Origin of the sequence: Pseudomonas sp. SO81, assembly GCF_030374125.1 — a bacterium.
GTDB lineage: Bacteria > Pseudomonadota > Gammaproteobacteria > Pseudomonadales > Pseudomonadaceae > Aquipseudomonas.
Window position 1 is genome coordinate 373,992 of record NZ_CP126126.1, and the last position, 19,077, is coordinate 393,068.

The following is a 19,077-nucleotide window of genomic DNA, read 5'->3' on the forward strand; positions in this document are numbered from 1 at the left end:
CCCTTTTTCATGCCCGCAAGAATCAGTGCACCGGCAGCTCGACACCGTCGAACAGCTCGTCCAGCTCGGCCTTGGTGTGGCACTGCACGGCCTTGGCCAGTACGTCGCGGGTCAGGTGCGGGGCGAACTTCTCGATGAAGTCGCACATGAAGCCGCGCAGGAAGGTGCCACGACGGAAACCGATCTTGGTGATGCTGGACTCGAACAGCTCGCTGGCGTCGAGGATCACCAGGTCGTTGTCGAGCTTGGTATCGACCGCCATGCGCGCCACGATGCCGACGCCCAGGCCCAGGCGCACGTAGGTCTTGATCACGTCGGCATCCGCCGCGGTGAACACCACCTTGGGCGTCAGGCCCTTGTGACTGAAGGCCTCGTCCAGTTTGGAGCGGCCGGTGAAACCGAACACGTAGGTGACGATCGGGTGTTCGGCCAGCGCTTCCAGGGTCAGCTTCGGCAGCTTGGTCAGCGGGTGGCCCTGGGGCACGATCACGCAACGGTTCCAGCGGTAGCAGGGCATCATCACCAGGTCGTTGAACAGTTCCAGACCTTCGGTGGCAATGGCGAAGTCCACGGTGCCGTCGGCCGCCATCTCGGCGATCTGGGTCGGCGAGCCCTGATGCATGTGCAGAGCCACTTCCGGGTACTGCTTGATGAAGCCGCTGATCACCGGCGGTAGCGCATAGCGTGCCTGGGTGTGAGTGGTGGCAATGGACAGAGTGCCCTTCTTCTCGTTGGAGAATTCCTGGGCGATCTGCTTGATGCTCTCCACCTTGCGTAGGATTTCCCCGGCGGTGGTGATGATGCGCTCGCCGGCTGGCGTGACGCGGGTCAGGTGCTTGCCGCTACGGGCGAAGACCTCGACGCCCAGCTCGTCTTCCAGCAGACGAATCTGCTTGCTGATGCCGGGCTGTGAGGTATAGAGGCTCTGCGCGGTGGCAGAGACGTTGAGATCATGATGCGCCACTTCCCAGATGTAGCGCAGTTGCTGCAGCTTCATAGATATCCCTCAAAGCAGATAGACGCTGCCCGAATTTGCCAACGCAGCGATATAACCATATTAACGGTTTAAAGATAAAACTAGACGATTTTCTGAGTTATGCATGCCGTTCGTCTAACGGTTGGCGATAAGCACCGCTAACGGTGCTGCAGCATGGGCACCAGGTAGACGGGAGTCTCCGACAGCTGCAGCAGACGCGCCGCCGTCCTACCCAAAGGGATGTCATGCGCAGCGCCGTGGCTGTGACTGCCTACGACCAGCAGATCGACCCCGAGTTTCCGCGCCTCGTCGAGAATCACCTGGGCCGGGTCGCCTTGCACCACCCGTACGCTGCGGACTATCTGCATGTCCTGCTGGGCCTCGCCCATTTCGTCGCGAAAACCTTCCAGCACACGCTGCTCGATACTCGCCATCACCGTGGTCAGGCCCTTGCTGCGCAGCTCCTGCAGGGTCTTTTCATCCAGATAGGTGTTCAGCACCGACTCGGCGAACAACCCCAGCGGCTCGACGGCATGCACCACGTGCAGCTCGGACTGGAACGCCTTGGCCAACGACAGGGCGTGCTGCAGCACATAGGGCGCATAGAGCCCGAGATCGGTGGCATAGAGAATGGAGCGCAACATGCGGCCTCCCTGACTTCCTGCTAGGGCCTCTCTGAGCTTAGCAGTGCTGGCGCCAGCGTCAGGGTTGCAGTTCGTTGCTCACGCCATGCGGAACGTGGCCGGTAGCGACCACCTGGCTGGCACGCTCGCAATGGCCGGTCTGGTCATCGAAGAACACATCGGCGGCGAAGGCCTCGAGGAAGGCCGACTTGTCCAGGCCGCCGAGGAATAGCGATTCGTCCAGACGGATGTCCCAGTTGCGCAGGGTGCGGATCACCCGCTCGTGGGCCGGCGCCGAGCGGGCAGTGACCAGCGCCGTGCGAATCGGACAGTGTTCCTCGGGAAACTCGCGCTGCAGGCGGTTCAGCGCCGCCAGGAAGGGCTTGAACGGCCCGCCGCCAAGCAACTCGCGGGCAGAGTCCTTCTCATGCTGCTGAAAAGCCTCCAGCCCCGCCTGCTGATAGACCCGCTCGGACTCGTCGGAGAACAGCACGGCGTCACCATCGAAGGCGATGCGCAGCTCGGTGCTCGCCGCGCGGCGCGGACCACCGGAGAGGATGGTGGCGGCGGCGAAACCAGCCCCCAACGCGCCGCGCACATCTTCGGCATGAGTAGAGAGGAACAGGTGGCTGCCAAAGGCCGCCAGATAGGGATAAGGACTGCGGCCACCGACGAACGCGGCGCGGGAGATACCCAGGCCATGGTGGGTGATGGAATTGAAAATGCGCAGCCCCGTATCGGCGCTGTTACGCGACACCAGGATCACCTCGACCCGCGCCTGGCCCAGGTTGCCGTTCAGGCTGAGCAGCTTCTCCACCAGCGGGAAGGCATCGCCGGGGGCGAGAATTTCATCCTCATGATCGATCTGGTATTGGCGATAGGCCTCAACCCCTTCGCTCTCGTAGATGCGGTGGCTCTCGCGCAGGTCGAACAGTGCACGCGAGGAGATCGCCAATACCAGTTTGTCACCCAGTCCCTTGCCCATAGTGGTCTCAGCTCGCGTCGAGGAAGCGCAATGCCTGGTGCAGCATGCGTATTTTCGGCAGTTCGCAGCCGGCTGCCGCGGCAGCCGCCAGAGGCTCGGCGTAGATGGCCTGCAGCTCCAGCGGGCGCTTGTGTTTGAAGTCATGGTACATGCTGGGCAGGTAGTCCGGCATGCGCTCGGTCACCGCTAGCAGCTTCTGCGCATAGCCCTCCGGCAGGACATGCCCGCAAGCCGCGGCGCCCTGCACCACCTCCTGCATCAGATCTAGGATCAGCCCGCGGCTGTCGGCGCTGGCCATGAGCCGAGTGGTGCCGGCATCGAGCAGCACGGAGAGGCCGTTGTAGGGCACGTTCCACACCAGCTTCTGCCAGCGCGCCTGCTGCAGGTCGGCCATGGCGGTGGACTCCAGGCCGGCCGAACGAAACAGCTCGGCACCCTCCTCGACCAATGCCTGCCGGGCCTCGAGCGAACCCGCCGGGCCGGAGTGATAGCCCAGGTTTACCGCGCCCAGGGATTGATGCTCGATCACTCCTGGCGCGGCGCGATGGGTGCAGATAAAGCACAGCCCGCCTAGTAGGTGCAGCGAGTCCGGCAGCAGAGGTCGCAGCTGCTCCTCGACGGCCAAACCATTCTGCAGCAGGACTACCTTGGCGCCTGGTGCGGCCAGCTGCGCGATGACGGGTGCCAACTCGGCATTACTGGTGGTCTTGGCTCCCACCAGCAACCAGTCGCAGGCAGGCATCTCGGCTGCGCTACTCCAGGCCTGTACCGGCTGCAGATGCAGCTGGCCATGCACAGCGCTGTTCAGCCGCAGCCCCTGTTCCACAACCGCTGCATATTCGCTGCGCAGCAGAAAATGCACATCATGACCGGCGCGGGCCAGCATCAGACCGTAGAAACCACCAATGGCACCGGTACCAACGATGCCGATGCGTGGGCGTTGCGGATCCGGCATCAGGGTAACTCCTCGGGTTGACGACCCAGCGCCTGCTCCAACACTGCAGAAAGCCCGGTCGGATTCAGCTGAGATTGCAAACTGCCAAAGAATTGGCCGTCACGAATGAGAAACAGGCTGGGCAGGTGAAAAACGCCATAACGCTGAACCAAACCGCCGTTGTGGCCCGCGTCGACCCAGCACAGGCGCTCGATCGGAAGCCGCATGCCAGGCAGTGCGTGACGGGCCCAGCGGCAACTGGCACAACCTATGCTGGTAAATATCAGCAGGGAGCTCCCCGGCAGATCCAGTAACTGACGGTCTGCATCCAGATCGGTCAGCTCCAGGCTAGGCACTATACTGTTCACGTGTGATGTCAAATGGATGGCATCCGGAGTGGTCACAATGCGTCGTTTTCTGCGTCACCCAAGCGACATGCCAGTGGAACTGGTCCAGCGCAAACATGCCTTCCTGCCGCGACAGAGGCTGAACAATATCAGCCTGGGCGGTGTGGCGTGCAATTCCAGCAAGGGCTTCCGCAAGGGCACGGCCGTGGAGCTACGTATCCCGGTGCTAGGCGAGCAGGCCCGCTATCCCGGGGTCGTGGCCTGGTGCCGCAAGCAGGCGGAGAACTATCTGGTCGGTATCGCCTTCATCGATGAGGACACGTTGTTCCGCGCCCGTATGGTCGAGCAGGTCTGCCAGATAGAGCATTACCGTCATCAGCGCGAGCAGGAACTGGGGGCGCCGCTGGAAGTGGAAACCGTCGCCCGCGAATGGATAGCCCTGCACGCCGCCGAGTTCCCCAGCACGCAAATCCACTGACACCGAGCGGTTCCGCCCATTGTCTAGGCGGCCTGGAACGCGTTAAGGTGCCTGTCCCCCGCTGCGCCCCATGATTCCGCCTGAAGAGGCGCTCGGCTCCCGTGACCTGACGAGTACCACGATGGCTGATTTACCGATTGACGATCTTAACGTTTCGTCCAATGAAACCCTGATCACCCCGGCGCAGCTCAAGCGCGAAATCCCCCTCACCGAAGCCGCTCAGCGCACCGTTGCCAATGGCCGCCAGGTCGTTCGCGACATTCTCGACGGCAAGGATCATCGCCTGTTCGTGGTGGTTGGCCCCTGCTCCATCCACGATATCAAGGCCGCCCACGAATACGCCGAACGCCTCAAGGTGCTGGCCGCCGAGGTATCCGACAGCCTGTTCCTGGTCATGCGCGTGTACTTCGAGAAGCCGCGTACCACGGTCGGCTGGAAAGGTCTGATCAACGACCCTTACCTGGATGACTCGTTCAAGATCCAAGATGGCCTGCACATCGGCCGTCAGCTGCTGCGCGACCTGGCCGAAATGGGACTGCCGACCGCCACCGAGGCGCTCGACCCGATCTCCCCACAGTACCTGCAGGACCTGATCAGCTGGTCGGCCATCGGCGCCCGCACCACCGAATCCCAGACCCACCGCGAGATGGCCTCCGGCCTGTCCTCGGCGGTGGGCTTCAAGAACGGCACCGACGGCGGCCTGACCGTGGCGATCAACGCCCTGCAGTCCGTTTCCAGCCCGCACCGCTTCCTCGGCATCAACCAGGAGGGCGGCGTCTCCATCGTCACCACCAAGGGCAACGCCTATGGCCATGTGGTGCTGCGCGGCGGCAATGGCAAGCCCAACTATGACTCGGTCAGCGTCGCCATCTGCGAGCAAGAACTGGCCAAGGCCAAGATCAGCGCGAACATCATGGTCGACTGCAGCCACGCAAACTCTAACAAAGACCCGGCCCTGCAGCCGCTGGTCATGGAGAACGTGGCCAACCAGATTCTCGAGGGCAACAATTCGATCGTCGGCCTGATGGTCGAGAGCCACCTGGGCTGGGGTAGCCAGTCGATCCCGAAAGATCTGGGCGATCTGAAGTACGGCGTCTCCATCACCGACGCCTGCATCGACTGGGACACCACCGAGAAGACCCTGCGCAGCATGCACGCCAAACTCAAGGACGTGCTGCCCAAGCGCCAGCGCGGCTGATCGTCTGCAGAAACGAAAACGCCGGGCATTGCCCGGCGTTTTCGTTTGTAGCTCGATTCAGTGCTTGAGCTGCTGGCGCTGGCGACGCTCCAGATAGCGCTCCACATAGGAGCAAGACGGAATCACCGTGTAGCCCATGGACTCGGCATACTCCAGCGCCTGCTCGGTCAGCGCCGCCGCGATACCGCGCCCGCGCAGGGCGTTCGGTACGAAGGTACGGTAGATGTCGAGCGTCTGTTTGCCCAGATCCATATAGGCCAGATAGGCGCGGTGGCCGTCGATGACGGCCTCGAACTGATGACCCGCCTGGTCATGGTGGATGGACAACCCTTGGCTCATTTCATCTCCTTAACGAGGGCTCTACAGTAGAACCCTTACCTTAGCGATCTTTTCCAGACGAAGAAACATCTCGGCCGAACCGGTGCCCATCTGCACGCTGAGGAACACCTTGCCATTCTCGATCTTGTGCAGCACACCTTGATAATAGGTGCCATCGTAGGTAATGAACTGTAGCCGTTTGCCTGCATGCGCGGACAGCCTATCTACATCAACGAACTCGTATTGAGAAGATTGAGGCGTATCGCTCTCCTCAGCACGCACCAACTCGTTAGCTACCGGAACTGGCGCCGCCAGGGGATCGACCCAGGAAAAAGCTAGAGGTTCCACTACTTGTTGATTGATCAACACGACTGGGCGAAGCATGGCCACCACATCCTTGGCCTCGAAGAACTGCAAGCCATCCCAGGTCATGCCATCGGTTGGGGCGAGCTCGACGCGCAGCGTCTGTGGATCCTTGTAATAGGCCTTCAGCGACTCCAGGAGCGCTGGATCCAGGGCGATGCGCTGAGCACGTAACGACAGGTCCAGATGCTCCAGCGAAGTCTGCAGATAGGCCTCATCTGACTGACCCATCTTGCCGGCGCAATAGCTGCTGACCTTGCGCTGGTACTGGTTGTCGTTGATCTCCACGGTGACGGTGGATACCCGCGGCGGGTTGACCCGCAAATCGCCAGGCTTCTCCGACATATTGGCCAGGGAGAAGCTGACACGGTAATCGCCCATGTCTCGCATATCCGCAGCGAGGTTGAAGCTCAGGGTCTGCGCCCCAGGCTGGAACAGGTAGGAGAACTGGGCGTCGGTTTCGAAAGTGCGATAACCCATTTCCAGTAGCTCATCGACCCCGATGCGACTGCTACTGCCGCAGGCCACGCTGGTCAGCGCAGTCTCCAGATCGGGCTGCTCCGGCGCCTGATGGATCATCTCCATGAAAGGCCCATGCACATCGAGCGTGAGCCCCTTGATATTCACTGCCATCTGCTCGGGGAATTTGCCCTCGGCCAGACGTTCCTTGAATGACAACAGGTCCATCAAACCCTTGAACTTGAGCTCAGCATGCGCAATGCGAAACTCATCGTTGACCATCGGTACATGAACCTTGATACCTTCAACGCCCACACGACCATCGAAGGAAGAGGTGATGCCCTGGTAACTCAAGTTCATGAATGGAGACGTCTGGGCGATCGCATCATTCATGATCGAGCGCACCGACAACCAAAGCGAGACCTTGATCAGTATCGCCACGGCCACTATGGCCAACAGCCCCCACTTGATGAGTTTCGACATCTTAACGTCCTTGGAATTGTCCGGAATTGCATCCTGCCGGATACGGCGAGCGCAATATTATCAACTGCACGCCCCCGGACGCCATGTGACAGAAAGCACCGACGTACCAACTGAAAGTGTCGCAGATTGGACTTGCAGGCAGCCCTCCGAGCACTCGAACTGCATGTTTTTTAAACAGAAAAGATTAAAACTTGAACAGATGGGGCTTTTTTTTGCTTCACTTGCCTCAGGTCGGTTTACTTACTAAAAGTAATGGGTAGTATGTAGCCCGGCTAATTTCTCGAGCTCGGGAAATTGCTTTTCATGGAAAGTCCACCTTAAGGGGAACACGATGAACAACGTTCTGAAATTCTCTGCTCTGGCTCTGGCCGCCGTTCTGGCCACCGGTTGCAGCAGCGTATCCAAAGAAACCGAAGCCCGTCTGACCGCTACCGAAGACGCCGCTGCCCGCGCTCAAGCTCGTGCCGACGAAGCCTACCGTAAGGCTGACGAGGCTCTGGCCGCTGCTCAGAAGGCTCAGCAGACCGCTGACGAAGCCAACGAGCGCGCTCTGCGTATGCTGGAAAAAGCCAGCCGCAAGTAATTCTTGCCAAGGCTTTGAAGAAGCCGACCCGGTTCACCGGGTCGGCTTTTTTTAATGCCCGCGATTTTTCGCGGCAACAAAAAACCCGCCGGCATCGCTGCGGGCGGGCTCTTTGAAGTAGATATCTAGAGCTCCAGAGGAGCGGCCTCATGATTGGCCACGGCTTCCTGCGGTATGGCGATCTCGATCGGCATGCCGTCTTCCGACGCCACCACCTCACGCACCATCTCCCAGTCCAGGCGCATGCTGCCGCCCAGTGCATCATTCTTCAGCAGCGCATTGATCACAGCAGTGTGCTTGTCCACCACCGACGGCTCTTCGCTGTCAGTCAGCGGCGCATGGGCCTCCAGATAGACCTTGCCGCCGCTGACGCCGAACTTGTACGGCTCGTTGACGATGCGTACGGAAGTTCCCACCGGAGCCATCTTGGCCAGTTCCAGCACGTTGTTGTTCAGCATACGGAAGCAGCCGTGGCTGACGCGCATGCCGATGCCGAACTTCTTGTTGGAACCATGAATGAGGTAGCCCGGCGTGCCGAGAGTGAACTTGAACGGCCCCAGCGGGTTATCCGGTCCTGGCGGCACGTATGCCGGTAGCGGATCGCCATCGGCGGCGTGCTCGGCACGGATCGAAGCCGGCGGCGTCCAGCCCGGGTTCGGCGTCTTGGCGGTAATGGTGGTGTGCGCGATTGGCGAGCCCCAACCCTCACGGCCAATACCCAGCGGGAAGGTGTGTACCACGTTCTTCCCTTTCGGGAAGTAGTACATGCGGTACTCGGCCAGGTTGATCACGATGCCTTCGCGCGGGCCCGGCGGCAGAATGTAGCGGGTCGGCAGAATGATCTCGGCGCCCTCGCCCGGCAGCCAGGGATCGACACCCGGGTTGGCCGCGACCATCTCCAGATAGCCCAGATCACTGGAGGTGGCGATGTCGGCGAAGGTGTCCTCGTACTTGGCCTTGACCACCTGGATCTGGCCGACGATATCTTCGCCCGGGGGCGGCAGGGGCAGCTCGAGGGCGGCGGCAGGGCCGGCCACGATCAGGCTGGCGAGGGCGACGGCAGGAACGCGCGACAGCGACAACATCCGTTAATCCTTGGCAAGAATGGCTGATGGAAAGACTCGGGATTGTACACCGGCAGCAAACGGGCCGGGAGGGTTCAGGCGTCGGGCCACAGTAGCCGTTCGCCGCGGCGCTGGGCCTCCAGCGCCTGGCGGCAGGCCGGGCACAGGCGCTTGTCGCGCAAACCGACCTTATCCACATCGCGCATCACCGGCAACGCCGGCAACAGGCCGCCACACAAAGTGCGATCGGCAAAGCCGCCCAGCTCCAGCTGTTTGGCCACCAGATGCACCTTTGCTTCGCGGCAGGCGAACAGGTCGAGCTGTTCGTCGGGCACGATCAGTTGGTAGGCGTACAGGGACCAGGCGGGACGCGGCATTCAGGGCTCCGAGGCGGGGGCGCCACGATAGCCGAAAGCCAGCAGACGGGGAAGGCTCAGAGCAGCGGCTCCAGCGTCGGCCAGACGTTCTCCAACAACTTCGGCTGGGCCGCTACGGCCGGATGGATGCCATCGGCCTGCATCATGCCCGGCACACCGCCGACGCCTTCGAGCAGAAACGGCACCAGCGGCACCTGTTTATCAGCCGCCACATCGCTGAACACCTGAGCGAAGGCCTGGGTATAGCGCTGGCCATAGTTCGGCGGCAGACGCATGCCCAATAGCAGCACTTTTGCCCCCGCAGCGGTGGACGCATCCACCATGCGAGCAAGATTCTGTTGCAATTGCGCTGGCGGCTGTCCACGCAGGCCATCGTTGCCGCCCAGCTCGATGATCACCAGCTGCGGCCGATGCTGTGAAAGCAGCGCCGGCAGGCGCGCCAGGCCACCTGAGCTGGTATCGCCACTGATCGATGCATTGACTACCTGGTGCGCGAAACCACCCTCCTGCAGCCGGTTTTGCAGCAGGGACACCCAGCCCTGTCGTGTATCCAGGCCCAAAGCGGCGCTGATACTATCGCCGACAACCAGTACGGTGCCGGCCAGCGCGCCCTGAGCCCACAACATCAGCGTCAGCGCACCGCTCATCCACAATGCACGCATCGGACTCTCCATGAGCGCAAGCATTCTTACTGCGCGGCACCTTAGCAAAGTGGTTCCCAGCACGGAAGGCGAACTGGCCATCCTCCACGACCTCTCCCTCGATCTGGCCCGCGGCGACAGCCTGGCCATCGTTGGCAGCTCCGGCTCCGGCAAATCCACCCTCCTCGGCCTACTGGCCGGCCTCGACCTGCCCAGCGCTGGCGAAGTGGAACTGGCTGGCAATGCCCTGCAGTCGCTGGATGAGGATCGCCGGGCACGAGTGCGCGCCGAGCATGTCGGTTTCGTCTTCCAGTCCTTCCAACTGCTGGACAACCTCAACGCCCTGGAGAACGTCATGTTGCCGCTGGAGCTGGAAGGCCGTGGCGATGCCCGCCAGCGCGCCGCCTCGCTGCTGGAGCGGGTTGGCCTGGGTCAACGCTTCGGCCACTACCCGCGCCAGCTCTCCGGTGGCGAACAACAGCGCGTGGCCATCGCCCGCGCCTTTGCCGCCGAACCGGCGATCCTGTTCGCCGACGAGCCCACCGGCAATCTCGACAGCCATACCGGCGAGCGCATCAGCGACCTGCTCTTCGAGCTGAACCAGGAGCGCGGCACCACCCTGGTCCTGGTCACCCATGACGAGCGTCTGGCCCACCGCTGCCGTCGCCTGATCCGCCTGGAAGCCGGCCGCCTGGTCGACAGCGTGGAGCCCTGATGTTCGCCCGCCTGTTCGTCCTCGCCTGGCGCCAGCTGCTGCGCGATGCTCGCGCCGGCGAGCTGCGCGTGCTGTTCTTCGCCCTGCTGGTGGCGGTGGCCGCCAGCACCGCCATTGGCTACTTCGGCGCCCGCCTGAATGGCGCCATGCTGCTGCGCGCGACCGAGTTTCTCGGTGCAGACCTGGTCCTGAACGGCAGCGCCCCCGCCGCGCCCGAACAGATCGAAGCCGGCCGCAAGCTGGGCTTGCAACACGCCCAGGTGGTCGAGTTCGCCAGCGTGATCGCCGGCGAGCAGGGCATTCAGCTGGCCAGCATCAAGGCCGCCGGCAGCGGCTATCCGCTACGCGGCGAGCTGAAAAGCGCCGCCGAGCCCTATGCCGCCGACCAGCCAGGCGGCGGCCCGCAGCCGGGCGAAGCCTGGGCAGAGGCGCGGCTGTTTGCGGCGCTGGATCTCAAGGTCGGACAGAGCATCGAAGTCGGCAGCCGCCAACTGCGCCTGACCCGCGTGCTGACCCACGAGCCCGATCGCGCTGGCGACTTCTATAGCCTAACCCCACGGGTATTGATCAATCTGGACGACCTGGCCTCTACCGGCGTGGTCCAGCCAGGCAGCCGGGTGCGTTACCGCGACCTCTGGCGTGGCGAGACGGAGGTCCTGGCCAACTATCGCGCAGAGACCGAGAAAGGACTGGTCGCCCACCAGCGTCTTGAGGACGCCCGCGACGGCAATCGGCAGATCGGTGGCGCCCTGGGCCGCGCCGAGCGCTACCTGAACCTGGCCAGCCTGGCCGCCGTGCTGCTGGCCGGTGTCGCCGTGGCGCTCTCGGCCGCCCGTTTCGCCGCACGCCGCTTCGACGCCAGCGCCCTGCTGCGCTGCCTGGGCCTTTCGCGCCGCGAAGCCCTGAGCCTGTTCGGCCTGCAACTGGCCATGCTCGGCCTGCTCGCCGCCTTGGCGGGCGCCCTGCTCGGCTGGGTCGGTCAGCTGGTGCTGTTCAAGTTGTTGCAGGGCTTACTGCCTCCGGGCGTGCCGCCTGGGGGACTGCTGCCGGCGCTGGCCGGGATAGCCACCGGACTGGTGGCGCTGGCCGGTTTCGCCCTACCGCCCCTGGCGGCCCTCGGCCGCGTACCGCCGCTGCGCGTACTGCGCCGCGACCTGCTCCCCGTACCGCCGAGCTCCTGGCTGGTCTATGGCGCCGCGCTGTTCGCCCTGGGCCTGATCATGTGGCGCCTGAGTCTGGACCTGAAACTCACCCTGGGCCTGCTCGGCGGCGGTCTGCTCGCCACGCTGCTGCTCGGTGGCGCCCTGCTATTCGGCCTGAATGCCCTGCGCCGCCTGCTGGCTCGCGCCTCCCTGCCCTGGCGCCTGGGCCTGGGCCAGCTGCTGCGCCACCCGCTGGCGGCGGCCGGGCAATCGCTGGCCTTCGGCCTGATCCTGCTGGCCATGAGCTTGATCGCCCTGCTGCGCGGCGAACTGCTCGACACCTGGCAGGATCAGCTACCGGCCGAAGCGCCCAATCACTTCGCCCTCAATGTGCTGCCGTACGAGCGCGAGGCCTTCGCCGCCCGCCTCGCGCAGCTGTCGCCGCATCCGGCGCCGCTGTATCCGATAGTCGCCGGGCGCCTGACCCTGATCAACGGCGAGCCGGTGCAGGGTATCGTCAGCAAGGACAGCCAGGGCGAGCGCGCCATCCAGCGCGACCTCAGCCTGACCTGGGCGGCCGAGCTGCCCGCAGGCAATGTGCTGCTGGACGGCCAGTGGTGGCAGCCCCAGCCGCAGGGCGAGCAGCCTGGCGTGTCGGTGGAGTCGGAACTGGCGGAAAGCCTCGGACTCAAGCTGGGTGATGCACTCACCTTCAGCGTCGGCGGCATGCAAAAACAGGCTCGCGTCACCAGCCTGCGTCAGGTGGAGTGGGACAGCTTCCAGCCGAACTTCTACATGATCTTCGAGCCCGATACCCTGCAGGACCTGCCCGCTACCTATCTGACCAGCTTCTATCTGCCGCCGCAGAGCGAGAAGCGCCTGGTCGAGCTGTCGCGCGAGTTTCCCGCCGTCACCCTGCTGCAGGTCGAGGCGCTGCTGGAGCAGCTGCGTAGCATCATGGCCCAGGTCAGCCTGGCGATCGAATACGTGCTGCTGTTCGTCCTGGCGGCCGGCCTGACGGTGCTGTTCGCCGGCCTGCAGGCCACCCTCGACGAGCGTCTGCGTCAGGGCGCCCTGCTGCGGGCTCTCGGCGCCGAACGCCGCCTGCTGCTGCGCGCCCGCCGCGCCGAGTTCGGCCTGCTCGGCGCCGGCAGCGGACTGCTGGCCGCCGTTGGCTGCGAGCTGGCCAGTTTCCTGCTGTACCGCTATGCGCTTGAGCTGGAGTGGCAGCCGCATCCATGGTTACTGCTGTTGCCGGTGATAGGCGCCTTGCTGGTGGGCGGCGCCGGCGTCTGGGGTACCCGACGGGCCCTCAACGCCTCGCCGCTGACCGTGCTGCGCGAAGTCTGAGCTTGCTAGAATCGCCCGACCTCCAGACTTCACGAACATCATGAGCCGCTATCGACCACCCCGCACCGCAGGAACCCCGCTGATCACCCCCGAAGGCGAGGCGCGCTTGCGCGCCGAGCTGCATGAACTGTGGCACGTACGCCGGCCGCAGGTGACCCAGGCGGTCAGCGAGGCGGCCGCCCTCGGCGATCGTTCGGAAAACGCGGAGTACATCTACGGCAAGAAGATGCTGCGCGAGATCGACAGCCGCGTGCGCTTCCTCACCAAGCGCCTGGAGAACCTCAAGGTGGTCGGCACCCAGCCGGCCGATCCGAACAAGGTCTACTTCGGGGCCTGGGTGACGCTGGAGGACGAGGACGGCAACGAGTCGCGCTACCGCATCGTCGGCCCCGACGAACTGGACCTCAAGCTGGGGCTGATCAGCATCGACTCACCCTTGGCCCGCGCCCTGGTGGGCAAGGCGCTGGACGCCGAGGTGAGGGTACAGACGCCCGGCGGGGAGCAGGAGTTCTACATCACCGCCATCGACTATCCGGCGCTCAGCGCAGGCTGATCAGGCCCTGGCGAGCGACCCGCACCAGTTGGCCGATCAGCTCGTCGTTGACCGGCTGCGCCTCCACGCCGACCACCACCAGATCGAAGGCATCCGCCGGCAGACGGGCCAGATCCTGCGCGCTGGCACCGGCGAAGCGGATAAGGAAGTTGCGTGCTCCGGACCACTGCTTGGGCCAGCCTTCCAGGCTCTTGAGCAGACGCGGTTGATGGCTGCCGACCAGCAACACATGCGGATGGCGATTGACCGCGGTACGCGGCAAAGGGGAAAAATACAGATGGGTGCGCGGGCAGCTCATGGATGCAGTCTCAGCCTCATAGTCCTGCCGGACTGCGGTGGGAGGCGACACCGGCCAGCGCTTTAGCGGTATTCGCCCAACCGGGCAGCGCCCCGCAAGTTGCTCTTAAATCGGCGCTATGGGGTGTGATCCTAAAAATGCCGTCCGAGGCTGTCAAGGTAAGCTCATGCTGCGACTGTTCTTCGCCCTGCCCTGTCCACCGTCGATCGCCGCCCAGATCGATGCCTGGCGCCTACAGCTGGCCATCCCAGGCAGACCGGTTCCGAGCGCCAACCTGCACCTGACCCTGGCCTTTCTCGGCCATCTGCCCGAGAGCGCGCTGGCGCTGTTGGAAGAACTGCCGCCGCGGCTGCCGTTGCGCGAGCTGGCCTTCGACCTACAGCTGGACCGCCTCGACTGCTGGCATGGCGGCCTGCTGCACCTGGCACCCTGCCAGCCGCCTGCCGAGCTGCTGGCACTGGCCAGCGGCCTCGCTCGGCTACTCGGCAAAGCCGGGCTGCCCAGCGATCCTCGCACCTACCGCCCGCATCTGACGCTGGCGCGCGATAGTTGCCTGCCAATGCAGGTCGACTCGCCGTGCTTTGCCTGGCGGCCTGAGGAACTGGCGCTGTACCGCTCCGAGCAGGGTCGCTATCTGCCACTGGCAACTTGGCCATTGGGCTGATCCGGTCAGCCACGGCAGAGCTGCAAGCAGCGGTCACCCTCCCTGGGAGGGGGGGCCTGTTTCCCTAGGTAACAATACCTAACCGAAGCGGCAACCTTTGAGCCATGCGGCCTGCGCCGCAAACGCCCGTTTAGAGCCTTTGTTCTAAATGCGCCGTTATTGGCACAGTTCATGCCCTTCAGCTCCTGCTGCAGTACCGCATCCAGGAGGGAAGCGGGTGGCTGACGCAAGGACGGATCACTGCCTATCTCACCGTTCGAGAGCACCCCATGAATAATAAGAAGACTCTGCTCGCCCTCTTTGTCGGAAGCAGCCTGCTGCTGTCCGGCCAAGCCGACGCCGGCCTGTTCGGCTCCACCGGCTACACCAAGACCAAGTATCCGATCGTACTCACCCACGGCATGCTCGGTTTCGACAGCATCCTCGGCATCGATTACTGGTACGGCATCCCCTCGTCCCTGCGTTCGGACGGTGCCAGCGTCTACATCACCGAAGTTAGCCAGTTGAATACCTCCGAGCTGCGTGGCGAAGAGCTGCTCGACCAGGTGGAAGAAATCGCCGCCATCAGCGGCAAGGGCAAGGTCAATCTGGTTGGCCACAGCCATGGTGGCCCGACCATCCGCTACGTCGCCGCCATCCGCCCGGACCTGATCGCCTCGGTCACCAGCGTCGGCGCGCCGCACAAGGGCTCAGACACCGCCGACTTCCTGCGCCAGATTCCGCCGGGCTCGGCCGGTGAGGCCTTGGTCGCCGGTATCGTCAACGGCCTGGGCGCGCTGATCAACTTCCTCTCCGGCAGCCCCAGCACCACCCCGCAAAATGCCCTGGGTGCCCTCGAGTCGCTCAACAGCCAGGGCGCGGCGGCATTCAACGCCAAGTACCCGCAGGGCATTCCGACCAGCTCCTGTGGCGAAGGCGCCTACAAGGTCAACGGCGTCAGCTACTACTCCTGGAGCGGCACCAGCCCGCTGACCAACATTCTGGACGTCAGTGACGTTCTGATGGGCGCCAGCTCGCTGACCTTCGACGAGGCCAACGATGGCCTGGTCGGCCGCTGCAGCTCGCACCTGGGCAAGGTCATCCGCGACAACTACCGGATGAACCACCTCGACGAGGTCAATCAGACCTTTGGCCTGACCAGCCTGTTCGAGACCGACCCGGTCACCGTGTACCGCCAGCAGGCCAACCGCCTCAAGCTGGCCGGCCTCTGAGCCATTGATCGGGGCCCGCTCGGGCCCCGATGTTTTTCTCCTGCCGAGTCTCGCCGTGAACAAGCCACTGTTATTGGCCGTGCCCCTGCTGATCGGGGCGGGCGTCGCCGCTACCCTCTATTTCAATCCGCTTGCCCCACAAGGCCAACCACCTGCGCCGCAACAGACGCCGGCCGAGGCCCCTGCGCCGCTGGCGCCGCCACAACCGGAACAGGCAGCACAGCAACCGCCGGCACTGACCGCCGGTATCGCCCCGCTACCGCCCTCCTTCGCCGGCACCCAGGTGGATGGCCAGTTCCGCGTCGACGCCAACGGCAAACTGCTCATCAGCATCGATATCCGACGCATCTTCGATTACTTCCTCAGCGCCTATGGCGAAGAGAGCATCAAGGTCAGCATCGAGCGGCTGCAGGCCTACGTGCGCAGCCAGCTCGACGAGCCGGCGGAAGGCCAGGCTCTGGCCCTGCTGGCGCAGTATCTGGACTACAAGCGCCAACTGATCCAGCTGGAGAAGGACCTGCCGCAGATGGCCAGCCTGGACGCCATGCGCCAGCGCGAGCAGGCGGTGCAGAACCTGCGAGCCAGCCTGTTCAGCGCCGAGGCGCACCAGGCGTTCTTCGCCCAGGAAGAGGCCTACAACCAGTTCACTCTGCAGCGCCTGGCGATCCGCCACGACCAGTCGCTGAACGACCAGCAGAAAGCCGAGGCCATGGACCGCCTGCGCGCCGGGCTGCCGGAAGAGCTGCAGGAAATGGTGGTGCCGCAACTGCAGGCCGAACTGCGCCAACAGACGGCCGTCCTGCAGGCCGAAGGCGCCAGCCCGGCGCAGATCCAGCAGCTGCGCCTGCAGCTGGTCGGCGCCGAAGCCACCGCACGCCTGGAAGCGCTGGACCAGCAGCGCCAGCAATGGCAACAGCGGCTCAACGGCTATCGCCAGGAAAAGGCCCGCATCGAAGCCAACAGCGGGCTCAGCGAAACGGACAGGCAGAGCGCCATCGCCAGCCTGGCAGCGGAGCGTTTCGACGAGCGCGAGCGCCTGCGCCTGGAAGCCGCCGAGCAACTGGCCGAGAGCCGGGAGAAAAAGCTCTGAACGCAAAAAGGCCCGCGATGGCGGGCCTCTTTACTGGCGGTCGAATCAGCGAGCGATGGCGCGATCCAGAGACAGCTTGCCGGCGCCTTCGATAATCAGCACGGCGCTGATCAGGCCGAGGATCATGGCGTACTCGAAGCCGTTGTTGGTGATGAAGAAGCCGTTGGCCCAGTGCACGGTCACCGCGGCAACCACCATGGAGACCAGCAGGGAAACCGCAGCCGGGCGAACCAGCAGGCCGACCACCAGGGCCAGGCCGCCAAAGAACTCGGCGCTACCGGCCAGCGCGGCCATCAGGTAGCCAGGGGTGATGCCGATGCTTTCCATCCACTGGGCGACGCCTTCCAGGCCGTAGCCACCGAACCAGCCGAACAGCTTCTGTGCGCCGTGAGCGGCGAAGGTCAGGCCGGTGACGACGCGCAGCAGGGTGATGCCGTAGCCGGCGTTGGAGGACATCAGAGTGGTGATCAGCTTGTTCATGTGCCAGTTCCTTGTGGAGGAGTTGTTTGGGTTGGTGAGGCACATATTATTCGAATTTAACGATCATGAAAGCGCAAATTTGCGCTTATAAAAATCAGATAATTCGATCAATCACTGCTAATGAGCTTTTGCTTCTGCGGTTCCAGCAGAAAGCGCTCCCGATCATAGGCAAGGTAGTACTTGTTCACCGCGTTGACGTAGCTGACCACGCCCATGCCCATCTGCTCCATGGCCACCCGCTCCACCTGGAAGAACCAGCGGTTGGGGTTCAACCCGCGGCGCCGGGCTTCGGCACGCAGGCCCTGCACGCGCTGCGGCCCCATGTTGTAGGCGGCCAGAACGAAGGCCATGCGCTCGGCTTCGGCGATCTGCCGGCTGGAGAAGAACTCGCGGCGGATACGCGCCATGTAGCGGGTGGCGGCCAGCACGTTGTTGTCCAGCGCCTGGATATTGCCGACGCCCACGCTGCGCGCCGCCGCCGGGGTGATCTGCATCAGTCCGGTGGCACCTGAAGCACCCCGCGCCGCCGGGTTGAGGGTGGATTCCTTGTAGGCCACGGCGGCCAGCTGCAGCCAATCCAGATCCTGCTTCTCGCCGTGCTTCTGCAGCACGCTGCGAACTCGCTCCAGGCGTTGCCGGTCGGCTCGGGTCACTATCGGGTTGCGTACTTTGTAGGAGCGCCGATAGACGCGCTGGAACGCCGAATCCTGGTCGCTCGGCGCCCGGTAGCCGGCAAGGAAGCGGTCGACGCTGGCGCGCAGCATGGGTGACTCACGGCGCACGAACCAGCTCATGTCGCCCTTCTCGCCCACCACCAGTTGCCGTTCGATACGCAGCCCCGGCATGACCTTCTGCCAACGCTCGGCGATCGGCAGCTCCACCGCCGTCCAGGGATAGATGCCGGCCTGGACCATCTCCAGCACATCCTCGACGGCCAGGCTGGAGTCGGCCCACTCCACCACTATCGGCGGCTTCTTGTGCTGGGCCAGCTGCTGATTGACCTCGCGCAGGGCATCGCTGACGGCGCTGCCCACCGGCAGCGTCAGGCTGCGCCCGGACATGTCCTGCAGCTGCTTGTAGTGGCGGTTACGCCGATTGCCCACCACCACCAGCGGCACGTCGCTGCGGATCGCCGCGCTGGCGCTGATGCCGAGGCCCGGATGGGCATCGAGCAACTCGCCGGGAGCCACCAGATCGCCCTCGCCCTTCTGCAGGGCGGCGACCAGCTGATCCTTGGGCTTGGGGATGATCTTCAAACGCAGGTCACGACCATCGCGGGCATTTCGGTTGAGGTATTGACCGAAGGCACGCAGGCGCTGGTATTCGAGGCCGATGGCCTGGCCCTTGATCTCGGCGGAACTGTTGCGGCTCTGGTTGACCAGCACGCGTAGCTCGCCACTCTTGCGGATCTCGGCGAGGTCGCGCTGGCTGCCCGCATGCGGCAGATTGCCTCCCAGGCCGCTCAGACGAGCATGGGCCGGGACAATTGCCAGGCAGCAGAGCAGGAACAGCAACGCTCGCGTCATCGGACCTCCGGGTGAAACCGGGTCACGGCTTGGCCCGGTCGTCTGAGAGCATCCTGGCGACGGATGGTTCCGCCGCGAGGGGCGCGGAGGTTGGCACAGCGGCTTTCAATCCGCCAGCTCGAGCTGGTAATAAACATTAACAAGCATACATAACTACCTGTAATTACTTGCTTTATTACGGGAAGCAAGGCTCTGGTATGCTGCCCCGCTCGGCTTGTG

General features: G+C 63.9%; 22 protein-coding genes. 9 read left to right on the forward strand and 13 right to left on the reverse strand.

Annotated elements, in window-relative coordinates:
• Positions 1-22: 22 nt before the first annotated feature.
• The 5 genes from cysB to OH686_RS01715 all read right to left on the reverse strand — a co-directional run bounded on the left by cysB (position 23) and on the right by OH686_RS01715 (position 3,922).
• Positions 23-997: an HTH-type transcriptional regulator CysB gene (gene cysB / locus OH686_RS01695; protein WP_137973036.1), complete on the reverse strand. Its 975-nt coding sequence runs from the start codon at positions 995-997 to the stop codon at positions 23-25.
• Positions 998-1,134: 137 nt separating this feature from the next.
• Entirely contained in the window at positions 1,135-1,620 is a 486-nt protein-coding gene (locus tag OH686_RS01700) for a universal stress protein (protein WP_289535904.1), read from the reverse strand.
• A 58-nt stretch (positions 1,621-1,678) separates the two neighbouring features.
• Complete coding sequence (locus OH686_RS01705) at positions 1,679-2,584, reverse strand: 5'-nucleotidase (RefSeq protein ID WP_137973034.1); 906 nt, start codon at positions 2,582-2,584, stop codon at positions 1,679-1,681.
• Positions 2,585-2,591: 7 nt separating this feature from the next.
• Positions 2,592-3,539 carry a putative 2-dehydropantoate 2-reductase gene (locus OH686_RS01710; protein ID WP_289535905.1) on the reverse strand — a complete coding sequence of 316 codons (948 nt, stop codon included), beginning with the start codon at positions 3,537-3,539 and terminating at the stop codon, positions 2,592-2,594.
• Positions 3,539-3,922: a YbbN family protein gene (locus OH686_RS01715; protein ID WP_289535906.1), complete on the reverse strand. Its 384-nt coding sequence runs from the start codon at positions 3,920-3,922 to the stop codon at positions 3,539-3,541. The genes OH686_RS01710 and OH686_RS01715 overlap by 1 nt, the downstream gene beginning before the upstream one ends.
• A gap of 1 nt (position 3,923) precedes the next feature.
• Between OH686_RS01715 and OH686_RS01720 the strand changes: the two genes are divergently transcribed.
• Complete coding sequence (locus OH686_RS01720; protein ID WP_137973031.1) at positions 3,924-4,343, forward strand: PilZ domain-containing protein; 420 nt, start codon at positions 3,924-3,926, stop codon at positions 4,341-4,343.
• A 121-nt stretch (positions 4,344-4,464) separates the two neighbouring features.
• Entirely contained in the window at positions 4,465-5,541 is a 1,077-nt protein-coding gene (locus OH686_RS01725; RefSeq protein WP_137973030.1) for a 3-deoxy-7-phosphoheptulonate synthase, read from the forward strand.
• Positions 5,542-5,598: 57 nt separating this feature from the next.
• On the opposite strand, the gene OH686_RS01730 is transcribed toward OH686_RS01725, so the two are convergent.
• Both OH686_RS01730 and OH686_RS01735 read right to left on the reverse strand, forming a co-directional pair.
• On the reverse strand, positions 5,599-5,880 hold the full coding sequence (locus tag OH686_RS01730) for a GNAT family N-acetyltransferase (protein WP_137973029.1): 282 nt from the start codon (positions 5,878-5,880) through the stop codon (positions 5,599-5,601).
• A gap of 21 nt (positions 5,881-5,901) precedes the next feature.
• Positions 5,902-7,164 carry an aq_1923 C-terminal domain gene (locus OH686_RS01735; protein ID WP_289535907.1) on the reverse strand — a complete coding sequence of 421 codons (1,263 nt, stop codon included), beginning with the start codon at positions 7,162-7,164 and terminating at the stop codon, positions 5,902-5,904.
• Positions 7,165-7,495: 331 nt separating this feature from the next.
• Here OH686_RS01735 and oprI point away from each other — a divergent pair, with 331 nt between their 5' ends.
• Positions 7,496-7,747 carry an outer membrane lipoprotei OprI gene (gene oprI / locus OH686_RS01740; RefSeq protein ID WP_003448337.1) on the forward strand — a complete coding sequence of 84 codons (252 nt, stop codon included), beginning with the start codon at positions 7,496-7,498 and terminating at the stop codon, positions 7,745-7,747.
• Positions 7,748-7,872: 125 nt separating this feature from the next.
• On the opposite strand, the gene OH686_RS01745 is transcribed toward oprI, so the two are convergent.
• The 3 genes from OH686_RS01745 to OH686_RS01755 all read right to left on the reverse strand — a co-directional run bounded on the left by OH686_RS01745 (position 7,873) and on the right by OH686_RS01755 (position 9,850).
• The gene (locus OH686_RS01745; protein ID WP_289535908.1) at positions 7,873-8,832 is read right to left on the reverse strand and encodes a L,D-transpeptidase family protein; all 960 of its coding nucleotides are present in this window, start codon (positions 8,830-8,832) and stop codon (positions 7,873-7,875) included.
• 74 nt (positions 8,833-8,906) lie between these two features.
• Positions 8,907-9,188 carry a hypothetical protein gene (locus OH686_RS01750; protein WP_289535909.1) on the reverse strand — a complete coding sequence of 94 codons (282 nt, stop codon included), beginning with the start codon at positions 9,186-9,188 and terminating at the stop codon, positions 8,907-8,909.
• A gap of 56 nt (positions 9,189-9,244) precedes the next feature.
• On the reverse strand, positions 9,245-9,850 hold the full coding sequence (locus OH686_RS01755) for an arylesterase (protein ID WP_289535910.1): 606 nt from the start codon (positions 9,848-9,850) through the stop codon (positions 9,245-9,247).
• Between the two features lie 10 nt (positions 9,851-9,860).
• Between OH686_RS01755 and OH686_RS01760 the strand changes: the two genes are divergently transcribed.
• Genes OH686_RS01760 through greB form a run of 3 tightly spaced genes read left to right on the forward strand, consistent with a single transcriptional unit; the run spans position 9,861 to position 13,589 of the window.
• Positions 9,861-10,544 carry an ABC transporter ATP-binding protein gene (locus OH686_RS01760; protein WP_289535911.1) on the forward strand — a complete coding sequence of 228 codons (684 nt, stop codon included), beginning with the start codon at positions 9,861-9,863 and terminating at the stop codon, positions 10,542-10,544.
• Entirely contained in the window at positions 10,544-13,036 is a 2,493-nt protein-coding gene (locus tag OH686_RS01765) for an ABC transporter permease (protein WP_289535912.1), read from the forward strand. The genes OH686_RS01760 and OH686_RS01765 overlap by 1 nt, the downstream gene beginning before the upstream one ends.
• Positions 13,037-13,076: 40 nt before the next feature.
• Entirely contained in the window at positions 13,077-13,589 is a 513-nt protein-coding gene (gene greB / locus OH686_RS01770; protein WP_289535913.1) for a transcription elongation factor GreB, read from the forward strand.
• Here the strand turns inward: greB and OH686_RS01775 are convergent.
• Positions 13,576-13,887, reverse strand: a complete 312-nt coding sequence (locus OH686_RS01775) for a class I SAM-dependent methyltransferase (protein ID WP_279866581.1) — start codon at positions 13,885-13,887, stop codon at positions 13,576-13,578. The genes greB and OH686_RS01775 overlap by 14 nt on opposite strands.
• Before the next feature lie 166 nt (positions 13,888-14,053).
• Here OH686_RS01775 and thpR point away from each other — a divergent pair, with 166 nt between their 5' ends.
• From thpR to OH686_RS01790, 3 genes are all read left to right on the forward strand, one after another.
• The gene (gene thpR, locus OH686_RS01780; RefSeq protein WP_289535914.1) at positions 14,054-14,551 is read left to right on the forward strand and encodes an RNA 2',3'-cyclic phosphodiesterase; all 498 of its coding nucleotides are present in this window, start codon (positions 14,054-14,056) and stop codon (positions 14,549-14,551) included.
• 269 nt (positions 14,552-14,820) lie between these two features.
• Positions 14,821-15,762 carry a triacylglycerol lipase gene (locus tag OH686_RS01785; RefSeq protein WP_137973020.1) on the forward strand — a complete coding sequence of 314 codons (942 nt, stop codon included), beginning with the start codon at positions 14,821-14,823 and terminating at the stop codon, positions 15,760-15,762.
• A 55-nt stretch (positions 15,763-15,817) separates the two neighbouring features.
• On the forward strand, positions 15,818-16,852 hold the full coding sequence (locus tag OH686_RS01790; RefSeq protein ID WP_289535915.1) for a lipase secretion chaperone: 1,035 nt from the start codon (positions 15,818-15,820) through the stop codon (positions 16,850-16,852).
• 45 nt (positions 16,853-16,897) lie between these two features.
• Here the strand turns inward: OH686_RS01790 and OH686_RS01795 are convergent, their stop codons facing one another.
• Both OH686_RS01795 and OH686_RS01800 read right to left on the reverse strand, forming a co-directional pair.
• Positions 16,898-17,332, reverse strand: a complete 435-nt coding sequence (locus tag OH686_RS01795; RefSeq protein ID WP_289535916.1) for a DoxX family protein — start codon at positions 17,330-17,332, stop codon at positions 16,898-16,900.
• 107 nt (positions 17,333-17,439) lie between these two features.
• A complete protein-coding gene (locus OH686_RS01800) occupies positions 17,440-18,858 on the reverse strand; it encodes an MltF family protein (RefSeq protein WP_289535917.1) in 1,419 nt (472 codons plus the stop codon).
• Positions 18,859-19,077: the final 219 nt, after the last annotated feature.

What these genes read in the sequence shown, in the direction of transcription:
- cysB (WP_137973036.1), bottom strand. Translation starts at nt 997, where the DNA reads ATGAAGCTGCAGCAACTGCGCTACATCTGGGAAGTGGCGCATCATGAT.
- OH686_RS01700 (WP_289535904.1), bottom strand. Translation starts at nt 1,620, where the DNA reads ATGTTGCGCTCCATTCTCTATGCCACCGATCTCGGGCTCTATGCGCCC.
- OH686_RS01705 (WP_137973034.1), bottom strand. Translation starts at nt 2,584, where the DNA reads ATGGGCAAGGGACTGGGTGACAAACTGGTATTGGCGATCTCCTCGCGT.
- OH686_RS01710 (WP_289535905.1), bottom strand. Translation starts at nt 3,539, where the DNA reads ATGCCGGATCCGCAACGCCCACGCATCGGCATCGTTGGTACCGGTGCC.
- OH686_RS01720 (WP_137973031.1), top strand. Translation starts at nt 3,924, where the DNA reads ATGCGTCGTTTTCTGCGTCACCCAAGCGACATGCCAGTGGAACTGGTC.
- OH686_RS01725 (WP_137973030.1), top strand. Translation starts at nt 4,465, where the DNA reads ATGGCTGATTTACCGATTGACGATCTTAACGTTTCGTCCAATGAAACC.
- OH686_RS01730 (WP_137973029.1), bottom strand. Translation starts at nt 5,880, where the DNA reads ATGAGCCAAGGGTTGTCCATCCACCATGACCAGGCGGGTCATCAGTTC.
- OH686_RS01735 (WP_289535907.1), bottom strand. Translation starts at nt 7,164, where the DNA reads ATGTCGAAACTCATCAAGTGGGGGCTGTTGGCCATAGTGGCCGTGGCG.
- oprI (WP_003448337.1), top strand. Translation starts at nt 7,496, where the DNA reads ATGAACAACGTTCTGAAATTCTCTGCTCTGGCTCTGGCCGCCGTTCTG.
- OH686_RS01745 (WP_289535908.1), bottom strand. Translation starts at nt 8,832, where the DNA reads ATGTTGTCGCTGTCGCGCGTTCCTGCCGTCGCCCTCGCCAGCCTGATC.
- OH686_RS01750 (WP_289535909.1), bottom strand. Translation starts at nt 9,188, where the DNA reads ATGCCGCGTCCCGCCTGGTCCCTGTACGCCTACCAACTGATCGTGCCC.
- OH686_RS01755 (WP_289535910.1), bottom strand. Translation starts at nt 9,850, where the DNA reads ATGCGTGCATTGTGGATGAGCGGTGCGCTGACGCTGATGTTGTGGGCT.
- OH686_RS01760 (WP_289535911.1), top strand. Translation starts at nt 9,861, where the DNA reads ATGAGCGCAAGCATTCTTACTGCGCGGCACCTTAGCAAAGTGGTTCCC.
- OH686_RS01765 (WP_289535912.1), top strand. Translation starts at nt 10,544, where the DNA reads ATGTTCGCCCGCCTGTTCGTCCTCGCCTGGCGCCAGCTGCTGCGCGAT.
- greB (WP_289535913.1), top strand. Translation starts at nt 13,077, where the DNA reads ATGAGCCGCTATCGACCACCCCGCACCGCAGGAACCCCGCTGATCACC.
- OH686_RS01775 (WP_279866581.1), bottom strand. Translation starts at nt 13,887, where the DNA reads ATGAGCTGCCCGCGCACCCATCTGTATTTTTCCCCTTTGCCGCGTACC.
- thpR (WP_289535914.1), top strand. Translation starts at nt 14,054, where the DNA reads ATGCTGCGACTGTTCTTCGCCCTGCCCTGTCCACCGTCGATCGCCGCC.
- OH686_RS01785 (WP_137973020.1), top strand. Translation starts at nt 14,821, where the DNA reads ATGAATAATAAGAAGACTCTGCTCGCCCTCTTTGTCGGAAGCAGCCTG.
- OH686_RS01795 (WP_289535916.1), bottom strand. Translation starts at nt 17,332, where the DNA reads ATGAACAAGCTGATCACCACTCTGATGTCCTCCAACGCCGGCTACGGC.
- OH686_RS01800 (WP_289535917.1), bottom strand. Translation starts at nt 18,858, where the DNA reads ATGACGCGAGCGTTGCTGTTCCTGCTCTGCTGCCTGGCAATTGTCCCG.